Annotated in this window: 19 protein-coding genes; 9 read left to right on the plus strand and 10 right to left on the minus strand. The window is 62.4% G+C overall.

From position 1 onward, the window contains the following. Nucleotides 1-31 precede the first annotated feature (31 nt). Both RE4_RS05365 and RE4_RS05370 read left to right on the plus strand, forming a co-directional pair. Nucleotides 32-472, plus strand: a complete 441-nt coding sequence (locus tag RE4_RS05365) for an Lrp/AsnC family transcriptional regulator (RefSeq protein WP_020970517.1) — start codon at nt 32-34, stop codon at nt 470-472. Between the two features lie 57 nt (nt 473-529). Continuing rightward, nucleotides 530-955, plus strand: a complete 426-nt coding sequence (locus RE4_RS05370; RefSeq protein ID WP_003940409.1) for a VOC family protein — start codon at nt 530-532, stop codon at nt 953-955. Here RE4_RS05370 and RE4_RS05375 read toward each other — a convergent pair. Both RE4_RS05375 and RE4_RS05380 read right to left on the minus strand, forming a co-directional pair. After that, on the minus strand, nt 952-1962 hold the full coding sequence (locus tag RE4_RS05375; RefSeq protein ID WP_019744973.1) for an AraC family transcriptional regulator: 1011 nt from the start codon (nt 1960-1962) through the stop codon (nt 952-954). The two genes, RE4_RS05370 and RE4_RS05375, sit on opposite strands and share 4 nt — an antisense overlap. Next, nucleotides 1959-3149 (minus strand): pyridoxal phosphate-dependent aminotransferase, encoded by a 1191-nt coding sequence (locus RE4_RS05380; RefSeq protein WP_046379083.1) that lies wholly within the window; start codon nt 3147-3149, stop codon nt 1959-1961. The genes RE4_RS05375 and RE4_RS05380 overlap by 4 nt, the downstream gene beginning before the upstream one ends. A gap of 135 nt (nt 3150-3284) precedes the next feature. Here RE4_RS05380 and RE4_RS05385 point away from each other — a divergent pair, with 135 nt between their 5' ends. The 5 genes from RE4_RS05385 to RE4_RS05405 all read left to right on the plus strand — a co-directional run bounded on the left by RE4_RS05385 (nt 3285) and on the right by RE4_RS05405 (nt 7106). Continuing rightward, on the plus strand, nt 3285-3863 hold the full coding sequence (locus RE4_RS05385) for a carboxymuconolactone decarboxylase family protein (RefSeq protein ID WP_020908828.1): 579 nt from the start codon (nt 3285-3287) through the stop codon (nt 3861-3863). A 125-nt stretch (nt 3864-3988) separates the two neighbouring features. Further along, nucleotides 3989-4384 (plus strand): TOBE domain-containing protein, encoded by a 396-nt coding sequence (locus RE4_RS05390; protein WP_020908827.1) that lies wholly within the window; start codon nt 3989-3991, stop codon nt 4382-4384. Nucleotides 4385-4408: 24 nt separating this feature from the next. Continuing rightward, on the plus strand, nt 4409-5218 hold the full coding sequence (gene modA, locus RE4_RS05395) for a molybdate ABC transporter substrate-binding protein (RefSeq protein ID WP_060938141.1): 810 nt from the start codon (nt 4409-4411) through the stop codon (nt 5216-5218). Then, nucleotides 5215-6024, plus strand: a complete 810-nt coding sequence (locus RE4_RS05400) for an ABC transporter permease (protein ID WP_020970514.1) — start codon at nt 5215-5217, stop codon at nt 6022-6024. Before modA ends, RE4_RS05400 begins: the two co-directional genes overlap by 4 nt. Further along, nucleotides 6021-7106 (plus strand): sulfate/molybdate ABC transporter ATP-binding protein, encoded by a 1086-nt coding sequence (locus RE4_RS05405; protein ID WP_021332192.1) that lies wholly within the window; start codon nt 6021-6023, stop codon nt 7104-7106. The genes RE4_RS05400 and RE4_RS05405 overlap by 4 nt, the downstream gene beginning before the upstream one ends. Here the strand turns inward: RE4_RS05405 and fadD11 are convergent. From fadD11 to RE4_RS05440, 7 genes are read right to left on the minus strand one after another with little or no spacing between them, the layout of a single operon-like run. After that, on the minus strand, nt 7082-8884 hold the full coding sequence (fadD11, locus tag RE4_RS05410; protein WP_060938142.1) for a fatty acid--CoA ligase FadD11: 1803 nt from the start codon (nt 8882-8884) through the stop codon (nt 7082-7084). The genes RE4_RS05405 and fadD11 overlap by 25 nt on opposite strands. Next, complete coding sequence (locus RE4_RS05415) at nt 8881-9843, minus strand: SDR family oxidoreductase (protein WP_060938143.1); 963 nt, start codon at nt 9841-9843, stop codon at nt 8881-8883. Before RE4_RS05415 ends, fadD11 begins: the two co-directional genes overlap by 4 nt. A gap of 4 nt (nt 9844-9847) precedes the next feature. Further along, entirely contained in the window at nt 9848-11281 is a 1434-nt protein-coding gene (locus tag RE4_RS05420; protein ID WP_060938144.1) for an aldehyde dehydrogenase family protein, read from the minus strand. Beyond that, nucleotides 11278-11778, minus strand: coding sequence for an SRPBCC family protein (locus RE4_RS05425; RefSeq protein ID WP_060938145.1), 501 nt, complete (start codon nt 11776-11778; stop codon nt 11278-11280). The genes RE4_RS05420 and RE4_RS05425 overlap by 4 nt, the downstream gene beginning before the upstream one ends. Then, nucleotides 11775-12866, minus strand: a complete 1092-nt coding sequence (locus RE4_RS05430; protein WP_060938146.1) for a PDR/VanB family oxidoreductase — start codon at nt 12864-12866, stop codon at nt 11775-11777. The genes RE4_RS05425 and RE4_RS05430 overlap by 4 nt, the downstream gene beginning before the upstream one ends. Next, nucleotides 12863-13795, minus strand: coding sequence for a metal-dependent hydrolase (locus RE4_RS05435; RefSeq protein ID WP_029256039.1), 933 nt, complete (start codon nt 13793-13795; stop codon nt 12863-12865). Before RE4_RS05435 ends, RE4_RS05430 begins: the two co-directional genes overlap by 4 nt. Further along, a complete protein-coding gene (locus RE4_RS05440) occupies nt 13795-15351 on the minus strand; it encodes a flavin-containing monooxygenase (RefSeq protein ID WP_047889902.1) in 1557 nt (518 codons plus the stop codon). Before RE4_RS05440 ends, RE4_RS05435 begins: the two co-directional genes overlap by 1 nt. 183 nt (nt 15352-15534) lie before the next feature. On the opposite strand from RE4_RS05440, the gene RE4_RS05445 reads away from it, so the two are divergent. Together RE4_RS05445 and RE4_RS05450 are read left to right on the plus strand one after the other, a co-directional pair. Continuing rightward, the gene (locus RE4_RS05445; protein WP_020908817.1) at nt 15535-16191 is read left to right on the plus strand and encodes a TetR/AcrR family transcriptional regulator; all 657 of its coding nucleotides are present in this window, start codon (nt 15535-15537) and stop codon (nt 16189-16191) included. After that, nucleotides 16188-16814, plus strand: a complete 627-nt coding sequence (locus RE4_RS05450; RefSeq protein WP_019744959.1) for a TetR/AcrR family transcriptional regulator — start codon at nt 16188-16190, stop codon at nt 16812-16814. The genes RE4_RS05445 and RE4_RS05450 overlap by 4 nt, the downstream gene beginning before the upstream one ends. Before the next feature lie 4 nt (nt 16815-16818). Here the strand turns inward: RE4_RS05450 and RE4_RS05455 are convergent, their stop codons facing one another. Beyond that, complete coding sequence (locus RE4_RS05455; protein WP_046380016.1) at nt 16819-17997, minus strand: acyl-CoA dehydrogenase family protein; 1179 nt, start codon at nt 17995-17997, stop codon at nt 16819-16821. Nucleotides 17998-18124 lie beyond the last annotated feature (127 nt).

An 18124-nucleotide genomic window follows, 5' to 3' on the forward strand; every position in this document is an offset into this window, starting at 1 on the left:
CACATATTGAACAGTGCGCAATAATAGTGCGATGGATGCCATGGATGACGCAATTTTGTTTCACCTCCGTCAGGACTCGAGTCTGACGAACACGGAATTGGCGGATCTGGTGGGTCTGACACCGTCCCCTTGCCTGCGCCGCGTGAAAAAGCTCGAAGCCGACGGAATCATCACCGGGTACCGCGCGATCGTCAGTCAGGAAGCGCTTGGCCGAGGATTTCAAGTGATCGTCACCGCCGAGATCGGAGTCAACGACCAGGCGACCATCGAGGACTTCGAATCCCAGGTCGCCGCCTTCGACGAAGTGATCGAATGTCGGCGGTTGTTCGGAATTCCCGACTACTTCATTCGGGTCGCGGTGAAAGATCTCGCGACGTACGAGAACTTCATGGTCACCAAGCTCAGCGGGCTTCCGGCTGTCTCGCGGGTGACATCGCTGATCACCATGAAGACCATCAAGAGTGTCGACTGATGCCCGGGCTCGGCTGAACCTTCACTAGGTGTCGGTGGTCGGCGTTAACGTCGGAACATGGGATACGAATTTCAAGTCACAGTAGATTCGGCACACCCGCACGAACAGGCGAAGTGGTGGGCCGCAGCACTCGGGTGGGCAGCGGAGCCCAGCGACGAAGACTTCATCAGGGGCCTCGTCGCTGCTGGTCACGCCAAGGAATCTGACACCACGACCTTCGAGGGAGTTCTCGTCTGGCGCGAAGGTGCAGCCATCAGCGATCCGGAGCATCCCGAACGTCCCCGCGTTCTGTTCCAACTGGTTCCGGAATCGAAGACGGTGAAGAACCGGCTCCATTTCGACATACGAGTGGGCGACAAGCGCGAGGATGTCGCAGCGCACCTCGAGACGGTGGGGGCGACGATCCTGCACCGGGGAGCGCAGGGGCCGAGCGTGTGGATCACGATGACCGATCCCGAAGGAAACGAGTTCTGCGTCAGCTAGCGGTACGAACTCGGAGTGTCGCCGGTCCATCGTTTGAAGGCCCGACGGAACGCGCTGGGCTCGGAGAACCCCAATCGCGCCGAGAGTACTTCGACGGATTCTCCGCGCCGCAAACCAGCGATGGCTACGTCGCGGAGCACTTCCTCGCGTAGTTGATTCAGTGATGTTCCGTCACGCCGCAGCAGTCGACGCAGATGGGGAACGCTGATCGAGAGCATCTCGGCGATCTCCTCGGCCGTGGAGGTTCGCCCCTTCACCCCAAGTTCCAGGACCCGTCGCACCTGCGCCGACGCAGTGCTGTCGTAATCGCGTTCGGACATGAGCTGAATCGGAGATTCTCGGAGGTACTCCTCCAACGTCTCCTCGGTTTGGATGATCGGTGCGCGCATGGCCGAGTTGTCGAACTCCAGTGCCGCTCGCTGCGCGCCGAAGGTGACCGGCGCTCCGAAGATGTAGTCGTAGTCCTGCGCCAACCGCGCATCCGGTGCCGAGTACGGAAATTCGACTGCCCGAAGTCGGACGCGCTTTCCGATCAACCACGCGGAAAATCGGTGCAGCAAGATCAGGACAAAATCGGTTGTGACACGTTCTGCGACATCAGGTTCGGCGACGCCTTCGCGAGCGCGGACTGCGAAGCTCACCCGCGTGCTTTCCTCGCCCTTCTCGATCGCCAGTGGGGCGAGAGCCGGTAGTGCACGGATCACGTCGGACATTCGAGCGAACGCTGATCCGAGGTCAGGGCAATGGATCAACGTCAGGCAGATCAATCGGAAAGTGCCACGGGGGACCGGGGCGGATCCGAGGCCGAACAATTCGTCGTCGGTGATCTGCCAGGTGGTTTGAATGAAGGTGGTGACCTGAGTTGGGGTCAGCCGCGCGCGAGCGTCCGACAATGTCTCCAGGTCGATCCCAGCAGCTCGCAGTGCACCAGACAAATCGACGTCGTTGTCCGGCGAGAACGCGAGGTAGCGGTGGACGAATGCGGTCGGGATGGTCCGCGCTGTCATGGGTGCGCTGCTCCTTGGAGCAGGTGGAGACGGCGTGCAGCTTCGGAAAGAATGTGGTCCTGCTTGCAGAAGGCGAAGCGCACCAGGTGCTTCCAATCGTCGCGGTTGTCCGCGAACACGTCGACCGGTACGGCCGCGACGCCGATACGCTCGGGTAGGGCGCGACAGAAATCTCCCGCGTCGGTTTCACCCAACGGTCTGATGTCGGCAAGGAGGAAGTACGTGCCGCCGCCGGAATGCACCGTGAAACCGGCCTCGGTCAGAGCTTTTCCGAGTACGTCCCGTTTGCCCTGCAAGCTCTGTCGAAGTTCGACGACCCACGGCTGTTCGTTGGTCAGCGCGTAGGCAACGGCCGGTTGGAATGGTGCACCGGCAACAAATGACATGAACTGCTTGGCGGCACGGACTCCGTCGATGAGTTCTCGGGGGCCGATCGCCCAGCCGGTCTTCCAGCCGGTGACATTGAAAGTCTTTGCGGCACTGGACACAGTGACGGTGCGCTCACGCATGCCCGGGAGCGACGCCATCGGTGTGTGGGTGAGGCCGTCGAAGACCAAGTGCTCGTAGACCTCGTCACTCAACACGATCAGGTCGCGTTCGCACGCGAGTTCGGCGATCGCTCGAAGTTCGTGATCGGTGAATACGGTGCCGGTGGGGTTGTGAGGACTGTTGACGATCAGCATCTTCGTCTTGGCGGTGATCGCGCCGCGCAATGCATCGAGATCGACCGCGAATCCGTCTCCCGCGGCAACCAGCGGAACTGTGCGACGCACAGCGCCTGCCAATGCGACGGATGCAGCGTAGGAGTCGTAGTACGGCTCGATCAGCACTACTTCTTCGCCGGGTTCGACCAGTCCGAGAATCGCAGCACTGATCGCCTCGGTGGCGCCGACGGTGACCAGAACTTCGGAGTCGGGATCACTGTCGAGTCCGTAACGGACGCGCCGATCCTCCGCGATGGCCTGACGCAAGACGGGCATGCCCGGACCGGGCGGGTATTGATTGACGCCCTCGGCGATGGCTCGGCGCGCTACTTCGAGCATGGCCGCAGGACCGTCGGTATCCGGAAAGCCCTGACCGAGGTTGACCGCGTCGTGAAGTGTGGCCAACGCTGTCATCTCGGCGAAGATCGTGGATGCGAACGGCTGCAGACGCGAGACAGTGCGGTTGCGGGGCGTCGAAGGCATCTTTGCAGCTTAGTCGGCTGACACCGCATCCTCACATCCGCTCGGACGCGGTGCTTGTCACGTTTGAATCGCCGCCATCGTCCAACTCTGTAGAGAGCATCGAATCCGGTGCCCCAGAACGTACGGAGGCTTGCCATGACTCGCATTCCCGCAGTGACACCGTCAGAAGCCAGTCCGTTGATCAAAGTGGCATACAAATTCGCCGCCAGGCAGTACGACGAAGTCCCCGAGCCCTTTGCCGTCCTGGCCAACCATCGGAAATTGTTCGTCGCGGCTGCCCGTCACGAGATGGCCGTGCAGAAGGCGTCGAAGGTGCTGCCGTCGAACATTCGTGAACTGGCCGTCTATCGCGTCGCCTGGACTGTCGGCTGCTCGTGGTGTGTCGACTTCGGGACGATGCTCTCGCGCCTGGACGGTTTGGACATCGACAAGCTGAAAGGGATCGCGAATTACCGGGATTCACCGAAGTACAGCGAGGACGAGCGGGCCGCGATCGCCTACGCCGATGCCATGACCGGTGACCCGCACGGGGAGAACGGGGTGACGGACGAGCAGGTCGCGGATCTCGAGCGCAGGTTCGGGCGAGCGGGCGTCGTGGAACTGACCTATCAGATCGGGCTCGAAAACATGCGCGCCCGGATGTATTCGGCGTTGGGGATCACCGAGCAAGGGTTCAGCACCGACTCCTGCCGCGTGCCCTGGGCCGAAGAATGATGCGCTGACTCGTCTACGGCAACTATCGACAATGCTCCGCAGATACGTGATCATGATTGACTAGTTCACGCATCTGCGGAGTATTTCGGCTTGTTAGGTCCGCACTTGCGACCTACGATCACCTGGTGCCCAACATTCGAATCCGCGAAGCTGCCGGTCTGCTCGGTGTCAGTGACGACACCGTTCGACGGTGGGTCGACGGTGGGCTTCTCACCGCGAGGACGGACGACTCCGGCCGCAAGGTCATCGACGGTGCCGAGTTGGCGGGCTTCGCCCGGTCCAACGCCGGACCCGCACCGGCCGATCCGCTCGCGGGTGCGAGTTCGGCCCGCAACCGGTTCGCCGGCCTCGTCACCAAGGTCGTCACCGACAAGGTGATGGCCCAGGTCGAAATGCAGTGTGGGCCCTTCACTGTCGTCTCGTTGATGAGTACCGACGCGGTTCGGGAGCTCGGACTCGAGGTCGGGAGTATCGGAGTCGCAATCGTGAAGGCCACCACGGTCATCGTGGAAACGCCGTAGTTCTGAACATACTGGAGGAAATTCGTGAAGCGTGTAGTCGGACTTGTTGCAGCAGGTGCCTTTTCGCTTGCCCTGGTGACCGGTTGTAGTTCCTCCGACAATTCGTCGTCGGAGACGTCGTCGGCCGCTCCGACCACGACCACTTCCAGTGACAGTGCCACGGGAAGCATCACCGTCTTCGCGGCGGCGTCACTCAAGAACAGCTTCACCGAACTCGGCAAGGAGTTCGAGTCCGAGAACCCCGGTTCATCGGTCACATTCAGCTTTGCCGGGTCCTCGGATCTCGTCGCCCAGATCACCCAGGGCGCACCGGCTGACGTGTTCGCCTCGGCTGACGCCGCCAACATGACCAAGGCCACCGATGCCGGTGTCGTCGCGGGGTCGCCCTCGGATTTCGCGAGCAATACCTTGACGATCGTTGTACCGCCTGGCAATCCGAAGGGCATCGCGTCCTTCGCCGATCTGGCAAAGGAGGGGACACAACTGGTGATCTGCGCTCCGCAGGTCCCGTGTGGCGCGGCTACGAAGAAGGTCGAGACGGCCACAGGTGAGACCCTCTCGCCCGTCAGTGAGGAATCGTCGGTGACCGACGTTCTCAACAAGGTGACGTCCGGGCAGGCCGATGCCGGCATCGTTTACGTCACCGACGCGAAGTCCGCGGGTGACAAGGTGCAGACGGTCGCGTTCCCGGAAGCCACCACGGTGGTCAACCTGTACCGGATTGCGGTGCTGAAGAATTCGAAGAATTCGGAAACGGCAACCAAGTTCGTCGATCTCGTCAAGGGGCCCAAGGGCCTGGCAGTTCTGAGTGACGCGGGATTCGCTGCCCCGTGACACACCTAAGACCGGCAGTCCGGGCTCCGCTCGGGTTGCCGGTATGGATTTACCTTCCGGCGCTGATCGGCGGAGCGTTTGTCATCGCGCCCTTGGCGGCGATGCTGGCCACCGTGCAGTGGTCGCAGTTCTGGGAACTCGTGACTTCCGAATCGTCGGTTGCCGCGTTGAAACTGAGTTTGAAGACAGCGGCAATGAGCACGCTGCTGTGCATCCTGTTCGGGGTACCGATGGCCGCGGTATTGGCGCGCAGTCATTTTCGGGGACTGTCCGTTCTTCGATCGTTGATTCTGCTCCCGCTGGTTCTGCCGCCCGTGGTGGGCGGTATCGCGTTGCTGTACACGTTCGGGCGCAAAGGGTTGATCGGTGAGCAGTTGGAAGTGCTCGGCATCCAGATAGCATTCTCGACAACCGCGGTGGTCCTGGCGCAGACGTTTGTTGCGCTACCGTTCCTCGTCGTCAGCCTCGAAGGTGCACTACGCACTGCGGGTACAAGATACGAGGCCGTTGCCTCGACGCTCGGAGCCCGCCCGACCACCGTGCTTCGCCGGGTGACTCTGCCGCTGGTGCTTCCCGGTCTGGTGTCAGGGGCAGTTCTGGCTTTCGCTCGAGCGCTGGGGGAATTCGGTGCGACGCTGACCTTCGCGGGAAGTCTGCAAGGGGTGACGCGTACCCTGCCGCTGGAAATCTATCTCCAGCGTGAGACCGATCCGGATGCAGCGGTGGCGCTTTCGCTGGTGCTGGTTGTAGTCGCGGTGGTCATCGTGGTTGCGGTGCGTGGACGCGGATCGGCGGGTTCGTTGTGAGTGGCCTCCACGTCGACATCGAGATTCCGGAGCGCGACGTCGTTGCGACGTTCGACGTAGCGGCGGGCGAGGTGACCGCCATCCTCGGGCCGAACGGCGCCGGCAAGTCGACGGTACTGGCGGCGGTTGCCGGACTGCATCATCCGCGGCGCGGGTTGATCGAACTCAATTCCCGCGTTCTCACCGATACCCGTAGGGGAGTCGTGTTGGCACCCCATCGGCGCGGCACTGCCCTACTCGCGCAAGAGGCACTTCTCTTTCCCCATCTCAGTGCGGCTGCGAACGTGGCGTTCGCGCCGCGCAGTGCAGGGCGGTCGCGTCGCGATTCCGCCGAGTCCGCGCGCCATTGGCTGGACGCAGTCGACGCCGGCGATTTGGCTGACCGCAAGCCTTCACAACTCTCCGGTGGCCAAGCGCAACGGGTTGCAGTGGCGAGGGCATTGGCTGCTGAACCCGAACTGCTTCTACTCGACGAACCGATGTCCGCGCTCGATGTCGCCTCCGCCCCCGCGCTGCGGTCGTTACTGCGCCGAGTGCTCAGGACCGGCGATCGCACTGCCGTACTCGTCACGCACGACGCTCTGGACGCACTTGCGCTGGCCGACACGGTTGTCGTCATGGACGGTGGCCGGGTCGTCGAACGTGGTGACGTACGAACAGTTCTGACCCGCCCGCGTAGTGCATTCGCAGCACGCATCGCCGGAATCAACTTGCGCAGCGGCACGATGGCCGGAGACGGAGTGCTCAGAAGTCCGGTCGGGGTGGATATCGCGGGCCAGACGGAGACCGACCTACCGGCCGGCAGTGCCGCCGTGGCGGTCTTCGAGCCGCGAGCAGTGTCGGTCTACCTGGATCCGCCGCACGGCAGCCCACGAAATGCGTTTGCGGTCACGATCGCGGAGATCGAAAACCGAGGCGATGTCGTCCGAGTGCGAGCGGAGGACGAAGCCGGCCAGCCGGGTTTGTCTGCCGACATCACGGCGAGCGCAGCGGCCGAACTCGATCTGGTTCCGGGATCGGCCGCTACGTTTGTGGTCAAGGCCACCGAGACGCTGATCTATGCGCAGGGTGCAGGCTCGTAGACGTCCTCAACGACCGAATCCGCATAGAGGGCTGCAATTTCGGACGCGTACTTCTCGGCTATCGGCTTGCGCCTGAGCTTCATCGTCGGTGTCAGCTCGTCGCCGCCTGGCTCCCAGAACATGGTGAGTACGTGAAACCGCTTGATCTGCTCGGCCCTCGACAGACGCGAGTTTCCCTCGGCGACAGCAGTTGCAACGACGTCGACGATCCGAGCGTCCTTGGCGAGTACCGCGGCCTCGGCCGCAAGTCCCAGTGAGCGTGCCGCTCCGACCGCGGCGTCGGCGCTGAGAGTGATCAACGCTGTGTTGAACTTTCGGCCGTCTCCGATCGTCACGACCTCACCGATCAACGACGACGACGTCTTCACTGCCGTCTCGATGGCGGCCGGTGACATGTTCTTTCCCGACGCGTTGATGATCAACTCCTTCTTGCGATCGATCACCGTGAGGTAGCCGTCCGCGTCGGCGGTGACGACATCTCCGGTCGAGAGCCACCCGTCTGCACTGATCGCTTCGGCCGTTTTTGCCGGTTCGCCGCGGTACCCCTTCATGACCAACGGGCCTCGAACCAGTAGCTCGCCGTCCGCCTCGATGCGCATTTCCATGCCTGGGAGTAACTTTCCGACCGTTCCGAGCTTGGTCGGCTCGGCCGGCGCGGTGCTCGCGATGCATGTCAGCTCGGACATTCCCCAGATCTCCGAGATCGGAACTCCCAGGGCCGCAAAGAATGCCAACGTGTCCGGCGGAATTGGTGCGGCGCCAGAGATGGCCCACTTCAGTTCGGCAAAGCCGAGTTTCGCACGCAGAGCGGACAGGACCATCGTATCGGCTCGGGCGTAGTCCGCTTCCAGTTCGGCGGGGACTGTTTCACCGGCTCGTAAGTGTGCGAGACGAGTGCGACCGACGTCGAGTGCCCACTGCAACGCCGCTCGCCGCGCGTCGTCCGGTTCGTTGGCGACAGCCGATTCGACTGCAACTTTCAGCTTTTCCCACACACGGGGGACGCTGCCCCAGATCGTGGGGCGACAGTCCGGAAGCGCGGCCGCTACCTGGCTCGGATCCGGCACGACAGTGATCTGGGTGCCGAACACCATTTGCATGTACAGGCAGGTGAGCCGATCGGCGATGTGCGCCGACGGCATGTACGAGGTGATGCGGTCACCGAATTCGACGGGGAGTACAGCGCTTACGGCGTTGGTTTCGAACAACAGGCATGCATGAGTCGTCTCGACGCCCTTGGGGTTGCCGGTCGTGCCGGAGGTGTAGATCAACGTGGCGACGTCGTTCGGTTTCACCGCACGCCAGGTGCCCTCGAAATCGAAATCCGATGCGGCAGAATTCTTCATCTGCTCCAGGGTCACGGTGCCGGGCTGGTGGACATGCGATTGCGCGTCGACGACGACGATCGTCTCGAGTGTGGCGCCCGAGCGGCGGACCGTATCCACGTACCGGTCTTCGCAGACGAGAACCCGTGCACCGGAATTGGCGAGGATGTAACGGATGGCTTCGGGTGCCGACGTGTTGTAGATGGAGAAGGACGTCGCGCCGAGATGTTGGGCACCGACGTCGATCGGATAGAACTCGATGCGGTTACTCATCATCAAGGCAACCGTATCGCCGTGTCCCACGCCGATTCCGGCCAATCCCGCGGCAACCTCGCGGACCTGTTCGGCGTACTCGCGCCACGTCAGTGTTCGCGCATCGCCGATGTCTCGCAGGGCCACCGAGTCGGGCGCTACCGCCGACACTCGCTGGAAGGCTGCACACAACGTGGTCATGATGATCTCCTGGATGCCTTTGTCAGGGCTGATGCATTCGTCGGGGCCGCAGCGGTGGTTCTGTCTTCGAGTTCGCGGATCAGGTCGTGTGCCTGTTTGTCCCTGGCCAGATAGCCGTCGGCCAGGACATTGATGAATCCGCGTCCCCACGCCCAGGGTTCCCAGGCAGCGGGGGCAAGGGTCCGGGCGGCGCGGCGCGCGATCGCGTCTGCGATCACCGTGGCGGCACGGTCCGGGGAGATTCGATGACGGAGGGGACCGGGTAGTCGAGCGTCGAGTTTGCGCCCGATCTCGTCGTCGTCGAGTGTGGCGCGTGCAAGTTGTGTATCCACCATCCCGAAGTACGCGATGCCGGCAGTGGCGCCGTAGCCGGCAACCTCGAGACGCAGCGCCCGGCCGAGCGCTTCGACCCCAGCCTTGCTGATCATGTACGAAGCGCCGCCCAAACCGGGGGCGAACGACGCTGCCGATGACACGACGACGACGTGCCCACTGTTGCGGATCACCTCGTCGATGGTCGGATGCACTGTGTTGAAGACGCCGGTGAGATTGACGTCGAGCACGCGATCGAATGCGTCGGGATCGATCTGGCGCAATGTTGCCGGGGGAGGGGTGATTCCGGCGTTGGCCACCACGACGTCGATTCTGCCCAGCCGCTCGATGATCGTTTGCACGGCTGCGGTCATGCCGTCCCGATCTCGGACATCGGCCGTCACCGTCACGACTCGCTGTGACTCGAATGAGCGCTCGGCCGTTGCCAATGAACTTTCGTTGACGTCGACCAGCGCCACGGTGGCCCCACGCCGGTGGAGAGTGCGCGCCAGCGCGGAACCGATACCGTCGCCTCCGCCGGTGATCAGCACGACCTTTCCGGCGACGTCGTAGTCGATTCGGCGTCCGGGCAGTGGAATGCCCAGATCGCGGACTGTTCCCGCAATTGCGGACATGCGTCCCGTCATTGCTTCAGTGCCTTCCGTGTAGAGCGCGGATGAGAACCTTGACCAGCCAGTCGATTCGGGCGGTCCGTCGAAACGTCGTCAGTGGTAGGGGCGAACGGAATCGTTGCCGGGTCGTCGAACGAGCGTAGGTGAACTCCTTCAGACCATCTGGGCCGTGAACGCGTCCGAAACCAGATGCTCCGACCCCACCCAGTGGCAGGTTGGGAACCGCGGCATACATCACGTAAGAGTTCACCGACGCTCCTCCGGATCGGAGCCGATCGGCAACAGCCACTCCATGCTTGCCGAACACGCTTGCTCCCAATGCATATGGCGACGCATTGACCAACTCCACCGCCTCGTCCATCGAGGCGACCTTGGTGATCGTCATCGTCGGGCCGAAAGTTTCCTCCGTGACGGCGAGGCTGTCTTCGGGGACGTCGACCATGATGGTCGGTTGCACGTACTGGCCGGAGATCGAGCCGAGCCCTCCGAGAACGACACGTCCACCCCGCGACATCGCGTCGTCGATGTGGCGCCGGATTACAGCCACTTGCGCGGGCATGGTGATCGGACCGATCTTGTCCTCGGCACCCGGACCGGCATGAACTCGGGCAGCCAAAGTGATTGTCTTGTCGATAAACTCGTCGTAGACCTGTTCGTGCACGTATACACGCTCGACGCCCAGACAGGTTTGACCGGAGTTGGACAATGCGCCCCACACCGCAGCATCCGCGGCGGCACCAACATTTCCGTCGGCATCAAGGATGAGCGCGTCCTTACCGCCACATTCCATCAACACCGGTGTGAGGGTCTCGGCGCACGCTGCCATGACTTTCTTGCCCGTCGCGGTCGATCCGGTGAACCCGATCTTGTCGACACCGGCCAGGCACAGTGCCGCGCCGACCGAACCGTCGCCTGTGACAACTTGCAGCACAGGATGTTCAGGGACGACCTCGGCAAACGCTCGGACCAACCATTGCCCGACTGCCGGGGCGAACTCACTCGGCTTGTAGACCACGGCATTGCCTGCAGCCAGCGAGAACGAGAGCGAACCGAGCGGGGTGAAGACCGGATAGTTCCACGGACCGATCACACCGATCACCCCGAGAGGTCGATACTCCACCGAGGCGGCCTGATTGACCGTCAACAAACTGGAGCGGACGCTGCGCCTGCCCAATACCTTTCGGGCATTCTTCGACGCCCACGCGAGATGTTCGAGTGCCATGGCGATTTCGAGCATCGCGTCAGGGTGCGGCTTGCCCATGTCCCGGTGCACGACGTCGGCGAGTTCGGATGCTCGACGAGCGATGATTCCACGCCACCGATCCAGTCGACGAGCGCGTTGCTCGAATGTCAGTTCTGCCCACCACTCGGAAGCAGTTCGGGCGTCGCGCACTGCCTGTGTCACCGTGTCGTCGGACGCCTGTGTGGTCGTGTCGATCTCGGTCGCCGTCATTGTGGAGTTCCTTGAAGTGTGTGGTGGACGGCGCCGTCGGCCCAGCTGCGAGTGACGCGTTCGAGGATCGGTCGGGACAGAGCCAGAATCGGGGCGAACCACGGCTGCGCTTGTACGGCGAATGTCCAGGTGAGGCGGCTGCCTGTCGAAGTCGGTTCCAGCACCAGATCTTCGGCGAAGCGTTTGAACCCCGGCAGTGACGCCGACTCCACGTAGAACGTCATTCGGTGCCCCTCGTCCCAGCGGAAGAATCTCTCGTTCAGTGCAGCAAAAGCGCCGGCGCGCACGGTTCGGGTAGTCCCGATGCCGAATGGTCTGGCCGAGGTCCAGTCGGCTCCGGTGATCCCGCGCGCCCACGACGTGAGCGCTCCGTCCGAGGTCAACGTCTGCCACAAGCTTTCGCACGTCGCTTCGGATTCGATCCGGTGAGTGATCACCAGCGGCGCGGATCGGACGAAGTCTGCGTCGGCTGCCGCAAGAGAGAATTTTCCCCTCACAGGTCCACCACCAAAGATGCACCGGTGGAACGTGATCGACAGGTCAACATCGAATCGGCACGTTCGGATTCGGTGAGCAAGGTGTCTCGATGATCGACGCTCCCCGAGAGCACCCGAACCTTGCACGTACCGCAGAAGCCCTGTTGGCAGGAATACGCGACTCCGGGAAGTGCACGTCGTATCGCAGCCAAAGCACTTTCGGACTCGCCCACATCGACGGTGAGACCGGTGCGCGCCAGATGCACCGTGAACTCCTTGCCGTCGACTACCGGGAGTGGGGAGAACCTCTCGCTGTGCACCGATCCGGTCGGATTGCCGGCGAAGGTCGCCGCGCGCACCATGTTCATCAGCGGCGCCGGTCCGCACGTGTACACCGCGGCACCGGGATCCGCAGCAGCGACCAGTGTTTCGATATCCGTCGGGCCCAACTCGTCGTCCGGTCGGATGGTTACCCGGCCGCTGGAGTATTCCTCGATCTCGTCGAGAAATGGCATGGCCGTCCGAGTTCGTCCGAGATAATCCAAACGCCACGGGATTCCGCGGCGGTGACAACGTTGCACCATGGGAAGGAGCGGAGTGATCCCGATTCCGCCCGCAACGAAGAGGTACGACGGAGCAGCGACAAACGGAAATGCATTGCGTGGCCCTCGAACGTCCACAACCATGCCGGGTTTCAGCGACTCGTGTATCTCGCGCGAGCCGCCCCCACCCTCGTCGATCCTCCGGACGGCGATCCGATACGAGGACAAGTCGTCGGGGTCGCCGCACAGCGAATACTGTCGTTGCCTTCCCGAGGGGAGAAAGATGTCGAGGTGGGCGCCGGGAATCCACGACGGAAGGGTGATTCCTTCCCTCGGGGTCAAGGTGACACTCAGGACGTCGTCGCACTCTGACCGGACGGACTTCACGTCCAGAGTCATGTCGAACCCGCTGTAGCGGACCGGGCTGGGGCGCGAAAGTATGTGCGCTGCTGGACTTGCTGCAAAGATTCGGCGGTATGCGCCGGTGGCTTGCGCGGCAAACCTCAACGACCGGGTCGGTGTGAAGTCGGGTGCGTCGTGGGGACTGTCGGCAGTCGTCTTGTTCATCCTGCGCTCGCTTCGGAAGAACGATTGGCAGCAGGCGAGCGAGCGAGGTAACGCATGGCGACGTCCATGTCCCCGATCTGGGAAGGATGGAAGCTCGGCCGCAGATACGGAGGAATCTCGGTGATCAGGAATTTCATGTTGGGTACCAGGCCACGACGGGTGGCGCTTATCAGTTGGAGAGGCCACAGTCGGCCCTTCGTCGTGGACGGGTCCTGTCGGAACAGGTAGTTCATCGAGGCGATGAACAGCACGAACAATGTGAAGCTGGCCAGCAGCGCCGTGCGAACGCGTCTGGCGTAGCTGCCGTCCACGTACATGTAGGCGTCGAAGGCTACGTTGCGGTGTTCGACTTCCTCGGCGCCGTGCCACTTGACCATGTCGAGCATCATCGGGTGCATGCCGGCATCTTCGAGGGCGGGATCGGTGAGCAGCCATTCCCCGACCACTGCCGTGTAGTGCTCCATGGCGGCAAACAAGCCGAGACGTTCACAGAGCCAGGCGTGCTTGGCTTTTCCGGTCAATCCTTTGTCGCCCAATATCTTGTCCACGAGCCAGTCCATCCGGCGTGACATCGGTTTCATGTCCATGCCGAGGTCCGCAAGATGCTCGCGTGCACCTTTGTGCGACGACGCGTGTGTTGCTTCCTGGCCGACGAATCCCACCACCTCTTCGTGCAGGCGGGTGTCCTCGATGAGCGGGAGTGCTTCGGCGAGCGTTGCGGACATGGCCCGCTCTCCCTCGGGTAACACGAGATGCATGAAGTTGATGACGTGGGTGACCATCGGTTCGTTCGGCACGTAATGCAGTGGTACGCCGTCCCAGTCGAAATCGACGTCACGGGCGGCGATCGCATGTGCTTCGTCGGTGTAGCGGCGAGCGCCGGACGGTGCGACGACGGGTGTGCCTCGGAAGGCGTTGATGCCGAGCATTATCGGCTCCTCACGGTTTCTCGAGCAGTGGTGAGTGCTGCAGACGAGACGGGTTGTACCTGCGCGTAGTGAGCGAGGTCGGCTCGTTTGGTCCTGGCGCGGAATGATCGGTTGAATCCGGGATAGAATGTGTAGTTGCGGCCGCCGTCGACGAGGTAGTAACTACTGCACCCGCCGGCGTTCCACACGCTGGTGGCGAGTCGGCGGTCTGTCGCGCGTACGAACTCGCGTTGCACGTCTGCGCGGACGTCGATGCTGCCGATGCCGCGCTCGTCCATTTGAAGAATGCAGCTCACGATGTACTCGACCTGGGCTTCGATCGTGACGACTTGCGAGGTGTAGACCACGGAATTGGGTCCGAGGATCATGAAGAAGTTCGGAAAACCGCTGATAGTGGTGCCGAGGAAGGCCTCGGCACTGCCGTTCCACGTCTGCGCGAGGCTGCGGCCGTCCTGGCCTCGGATGATGTCGAAAGACGGGTTGTCTCCCATCCGAAAGCCGGTTCCCATGACTATGGTGTCGACTTCCCGGAAGGTTCCGTCCGCGGTGAGAACTCCGCGCTCCTGCACCTCGACGATTCCGTCCGTCACCACCTCCACATTGGGTGACGCCAGCGCGGGATAGTAGGTGTTCGAGAACGTCGGACGCTTGCATCCGAATGCGTAGTGGGGGAGCAGCTTTGCGCGAAGCTCCGGGTCCCGCACCTGCCGGCGAAGGTGTGCTCGGCCGAGTGCGGCCAGCCCTTTGAGAAGTGACGGCTTGTACACGAATCCGGGTACCAGGGCTTCTTGAAGCAGGTCGAGTCCCTTGCGTGCCAGTCGTTGGGTGAGCGGCACCCGCTCGAAGAGAGCGCTTGGCCAGCCGGTCATCGGCTGATCCGGATGCGGCAGGATCCACGTCGGTGTCCGTTGGAACACGGTCAACGTGTCCGCGAGCGGTTGCAGTCTGGGGATGATCTGCACCGCAGAGGCGCCGGTGCCGACCACGGCTATCCGCTCACCGCGAAGGTCGTGGTCGTGGTTCCAGTCCGCGGTGTGGAACATCTGACCACGAAACGATTCGAGCCCGGGAAGGTCGGGTGTGGCTGGGGCACTGAACGGGCCGGTGGCCGCGACCAGGAACTGTGCCTCCCAGACGGTTTCCGCAGTGTGTACCCGCCAGATCTGGGCTTGCTCGTCCCACGAAGCTTCTGTCACGTCCTGGTTGCAGTGGAAATGACCGGCCAGTCCGAAGCGATGGACGCAATCCCGGAGATAGTCGTAGATCTCGGGCTGTAGCGGATACAGCCGCGTCCAGTTCGGATTGGGCGCAAACGAGAACGAATACAGAATCGACGGGATGTCGCACTGTGCACCGGGGTAGGTATTGACCTGCCAGGTCCCCCCGGGCTCCGCGGCACGTTCCAGAACGACGAAGTCGTCGATCCCGGACTGCTTCAAGCGGACAGCCGTTCCGATGCCGCCGAAACCGGCTCCGATGACGACGACTCGTGTTCGGCGAGTTCGAGTTTCCTCGTCACCGGCCGATGGCCCCGAGGTTGGGTCGATGTCGACCATGTGTGACGCCTCCTGATTGGTGCGTGAACAACTGAACGAAGAGTAAGTCTGACATCAAGTGATGTCAACAGCGATTGATGTCAGAATTGAATTGATTGACATCGTGCGATGTCAGTTCGCTTGCCGAGGTCGCCGCGATAACCTGAGGTCGAGAGCACTGCCGGTCAGTGAGAACATGGGGACATGACGGATACCGAGGCTCGGCGCACCGGCCCGCGCAGGTGGCGTGGGCAGGAACCAGAAGATCGCCGCGCCGCGCGCCGGGCACAGCTGATCGAAGCCGGGTTGCAGATCATGGGCACCGAGGGTGCGGCCGCCGCGACCATGCGTGCGACCTGCCGCGAGGCTGCGCTGACCGAACGGTACTTCTACGAGAGCTTCGCCAATCGTGACGAACTGCTGGTCGCCGTGCTCGACGAGGTCGTTCTCGGGGCACGCGACACTATTCTGGACGCTCTCGAGGCGGCGCCTTCCGAACCGTCGGCCCTGATCCGTCACGTGGTGAAGGCCTTCACCACCTACGTATTCAAGGATCCGCGCCGTGGACGCATCATGTTCGTCGAATCCCAGGCGGAACCTGCGCTGTGGGATCGAGGGCGAGAATTGATGGCGGAGTTCACCAATCCGATCTCCGCGTCGCTCGAGCTGATGTACGGCGGCGAGGCAACCGACTCCGCGAACTCCGAACTCAATTCGGTGGGGCTGTTCGGTGCCCTCGCGTTCATCTATCAGGCGCACACCCCGTCCTCCAAGATCTCTCGAAAGCGTTTGGTGGAACACATTTCGCTCATGGTCGAAGCGCAGGCGACGGTCAACAGCACGCCCGCGAGAAAAGAATGACGTCCGCGTCGGCCACAGGCGGAAAGCGTCTCGGTCCTGAAGACCGGCGTGAGCAGATCATTGTCAGCGCGGCAAAGGTTTTCGAGGAGAAGTCTTTTGCCGACGTCTCGATGACCGAGTTGGCCAAGGCGGCCGGGGTCGGTCGTCCGCTGCTCAATCATTACTTCGGCTCCAAGCGGGAGTTGTACCTCGACGTCGTGCGGCGATTCGTCTTCATTCCCGAAGTGGCGGTGGACCGCATTCCGCGATCGGCGAGCCAGGAGAAGCGGATCGGCGCCGTGATCGATCGGTGGCTCGACGTCGCCTGGCGTCATCGCGACATGTGGATCTCGACTGTCATGTCCGACGACCTCCGCCGTGACCCCGAGATGGACCGGATCCTGCAGGACGCTGACGACGTTGCTGCGCGACGGATGATGGATGCGCTCGAGATTCGACCGAGTGAAGGCAGCGAGGCTGCTGTTCATTCGATGATCGTGGCGTACGGAGGATTGGCCAAGGCCGCCAGTAAGCAGTGGTTGGTGACGGGAGCGCTCGACCGCGAACAGGTGCACCTTCTGCTGGTACACAGTTTGCTCGCCATCGTGCGTGACGTTCTGCCGGCGTGCGAGGCGGATTCCTGATTGCTCAGAGTGATCTCGCCACGAGGTCCTTCATGACTTCGTTCGATCCGGCGTAGATTCGCTGAATACGAGCGTCGGCGTACATCTGAGCGATGGGATATTCGAGTATGTAGCCGTACCCGCCGTGTAGTTGCACGCAGCGGTCGATCACGGCGCACTGCTGGTCGGTGAGCCAGTACTTGGCCATCGCGGCGGTAGTCGCATCGAGCTGTCCGGCAAGGTATTTGACGATGCAGTCGTCGATGAACGTTCGTGAGATACGAGCGATGGACGCACACTCGGCAAGTTCGAAGCGGGTGTTCTGCAGATCGAAGAGCGTTTGCCCGAACATGTTTCGGGATTTGGTGTACTCGACGGTGAGGGCGACGGCACGCTCCATTGCCGCAGTGGCTGCAACCCCACAGATCAATCGTTCGGGCAGTAGTTGCTGCATCAGCTGGGCAAACCCCGTGCCTTCGCGGTCCCCGAGCAGGTTTGTTGCAGGCACCCGCAAGCGGTCGAAGAACAGCTCGGTGGTGTCCTGGCCCTTCTGTCCGACCTTCTCGAGTATTCGCCCGCGCTCGAAACCCGGTGTGTTGTCATCGACCTCGGCCACGATGAGCGACACTCCACGCGCTCCGAGGCTGGGATCGGTCTTGGCGGCAATGATCACCAGATCACAATTGCGACCGTTCGAGATGAATGTCTTTGCGCCGCTGATCAGATAGTCGTCACCGTCGCGGACGGCGCGGGTGGTGATGTTCTGCAAGTCGGATCCGGTGCCGGGCTCGGTCATGGCGATTGCGCCCACCCACTCGCCACTCACCAGCTTCGGTAGCCAGCGCAGTTTGTGCTCGTGATCGGCGTAGGCATTGAGGTAGTGCGGCACGATTCCCGAGTGCACGCCGAGTTGGAGTGAATGATCACCCGCCATGACCTGCTCGTGGAACAGCACGGCGTCGTGCGCAAACGTTCCTCCTCCGCCGCCGTACTCGGTGGGGATCGACATGCCGGCGAGCCCGAGCGTCCCGAGTTCCCGATATGCGGATTTGTCGGGAAAACCCTGGGACGCGAAGCGTTTCTGATGCGGTGTGACGTGTTTGGCGAAGAAGTTCCTTGCCAGGTCGGCCACGGCCTCCAATTCGTCGTCCATCCACGGGGACCGGCGTTCGGTGGTTCGGGTTGCGGTAGATCCTTGCGTCATCGTGATTCTCCCGATCGATGAAGTGCGACCCGCGAGCGGATCCGACTCCACCTATCATCCACACTGTTGACAGAGTGTCAATAACGGGGTGGTCGAATCGACCTCCGGACCCGCCTCGAATTCCACG

Source organism: Rhodococcus erythropolis NBRC 15567, assembly GCF_001552595.1.
Lineage (GTDB): Bacteria > Actinomycetota > Actinomycetes > Mycobacteriales > Mycobacteriaceae > Rhodococcus_F > Rhodococcus_F erythropolis.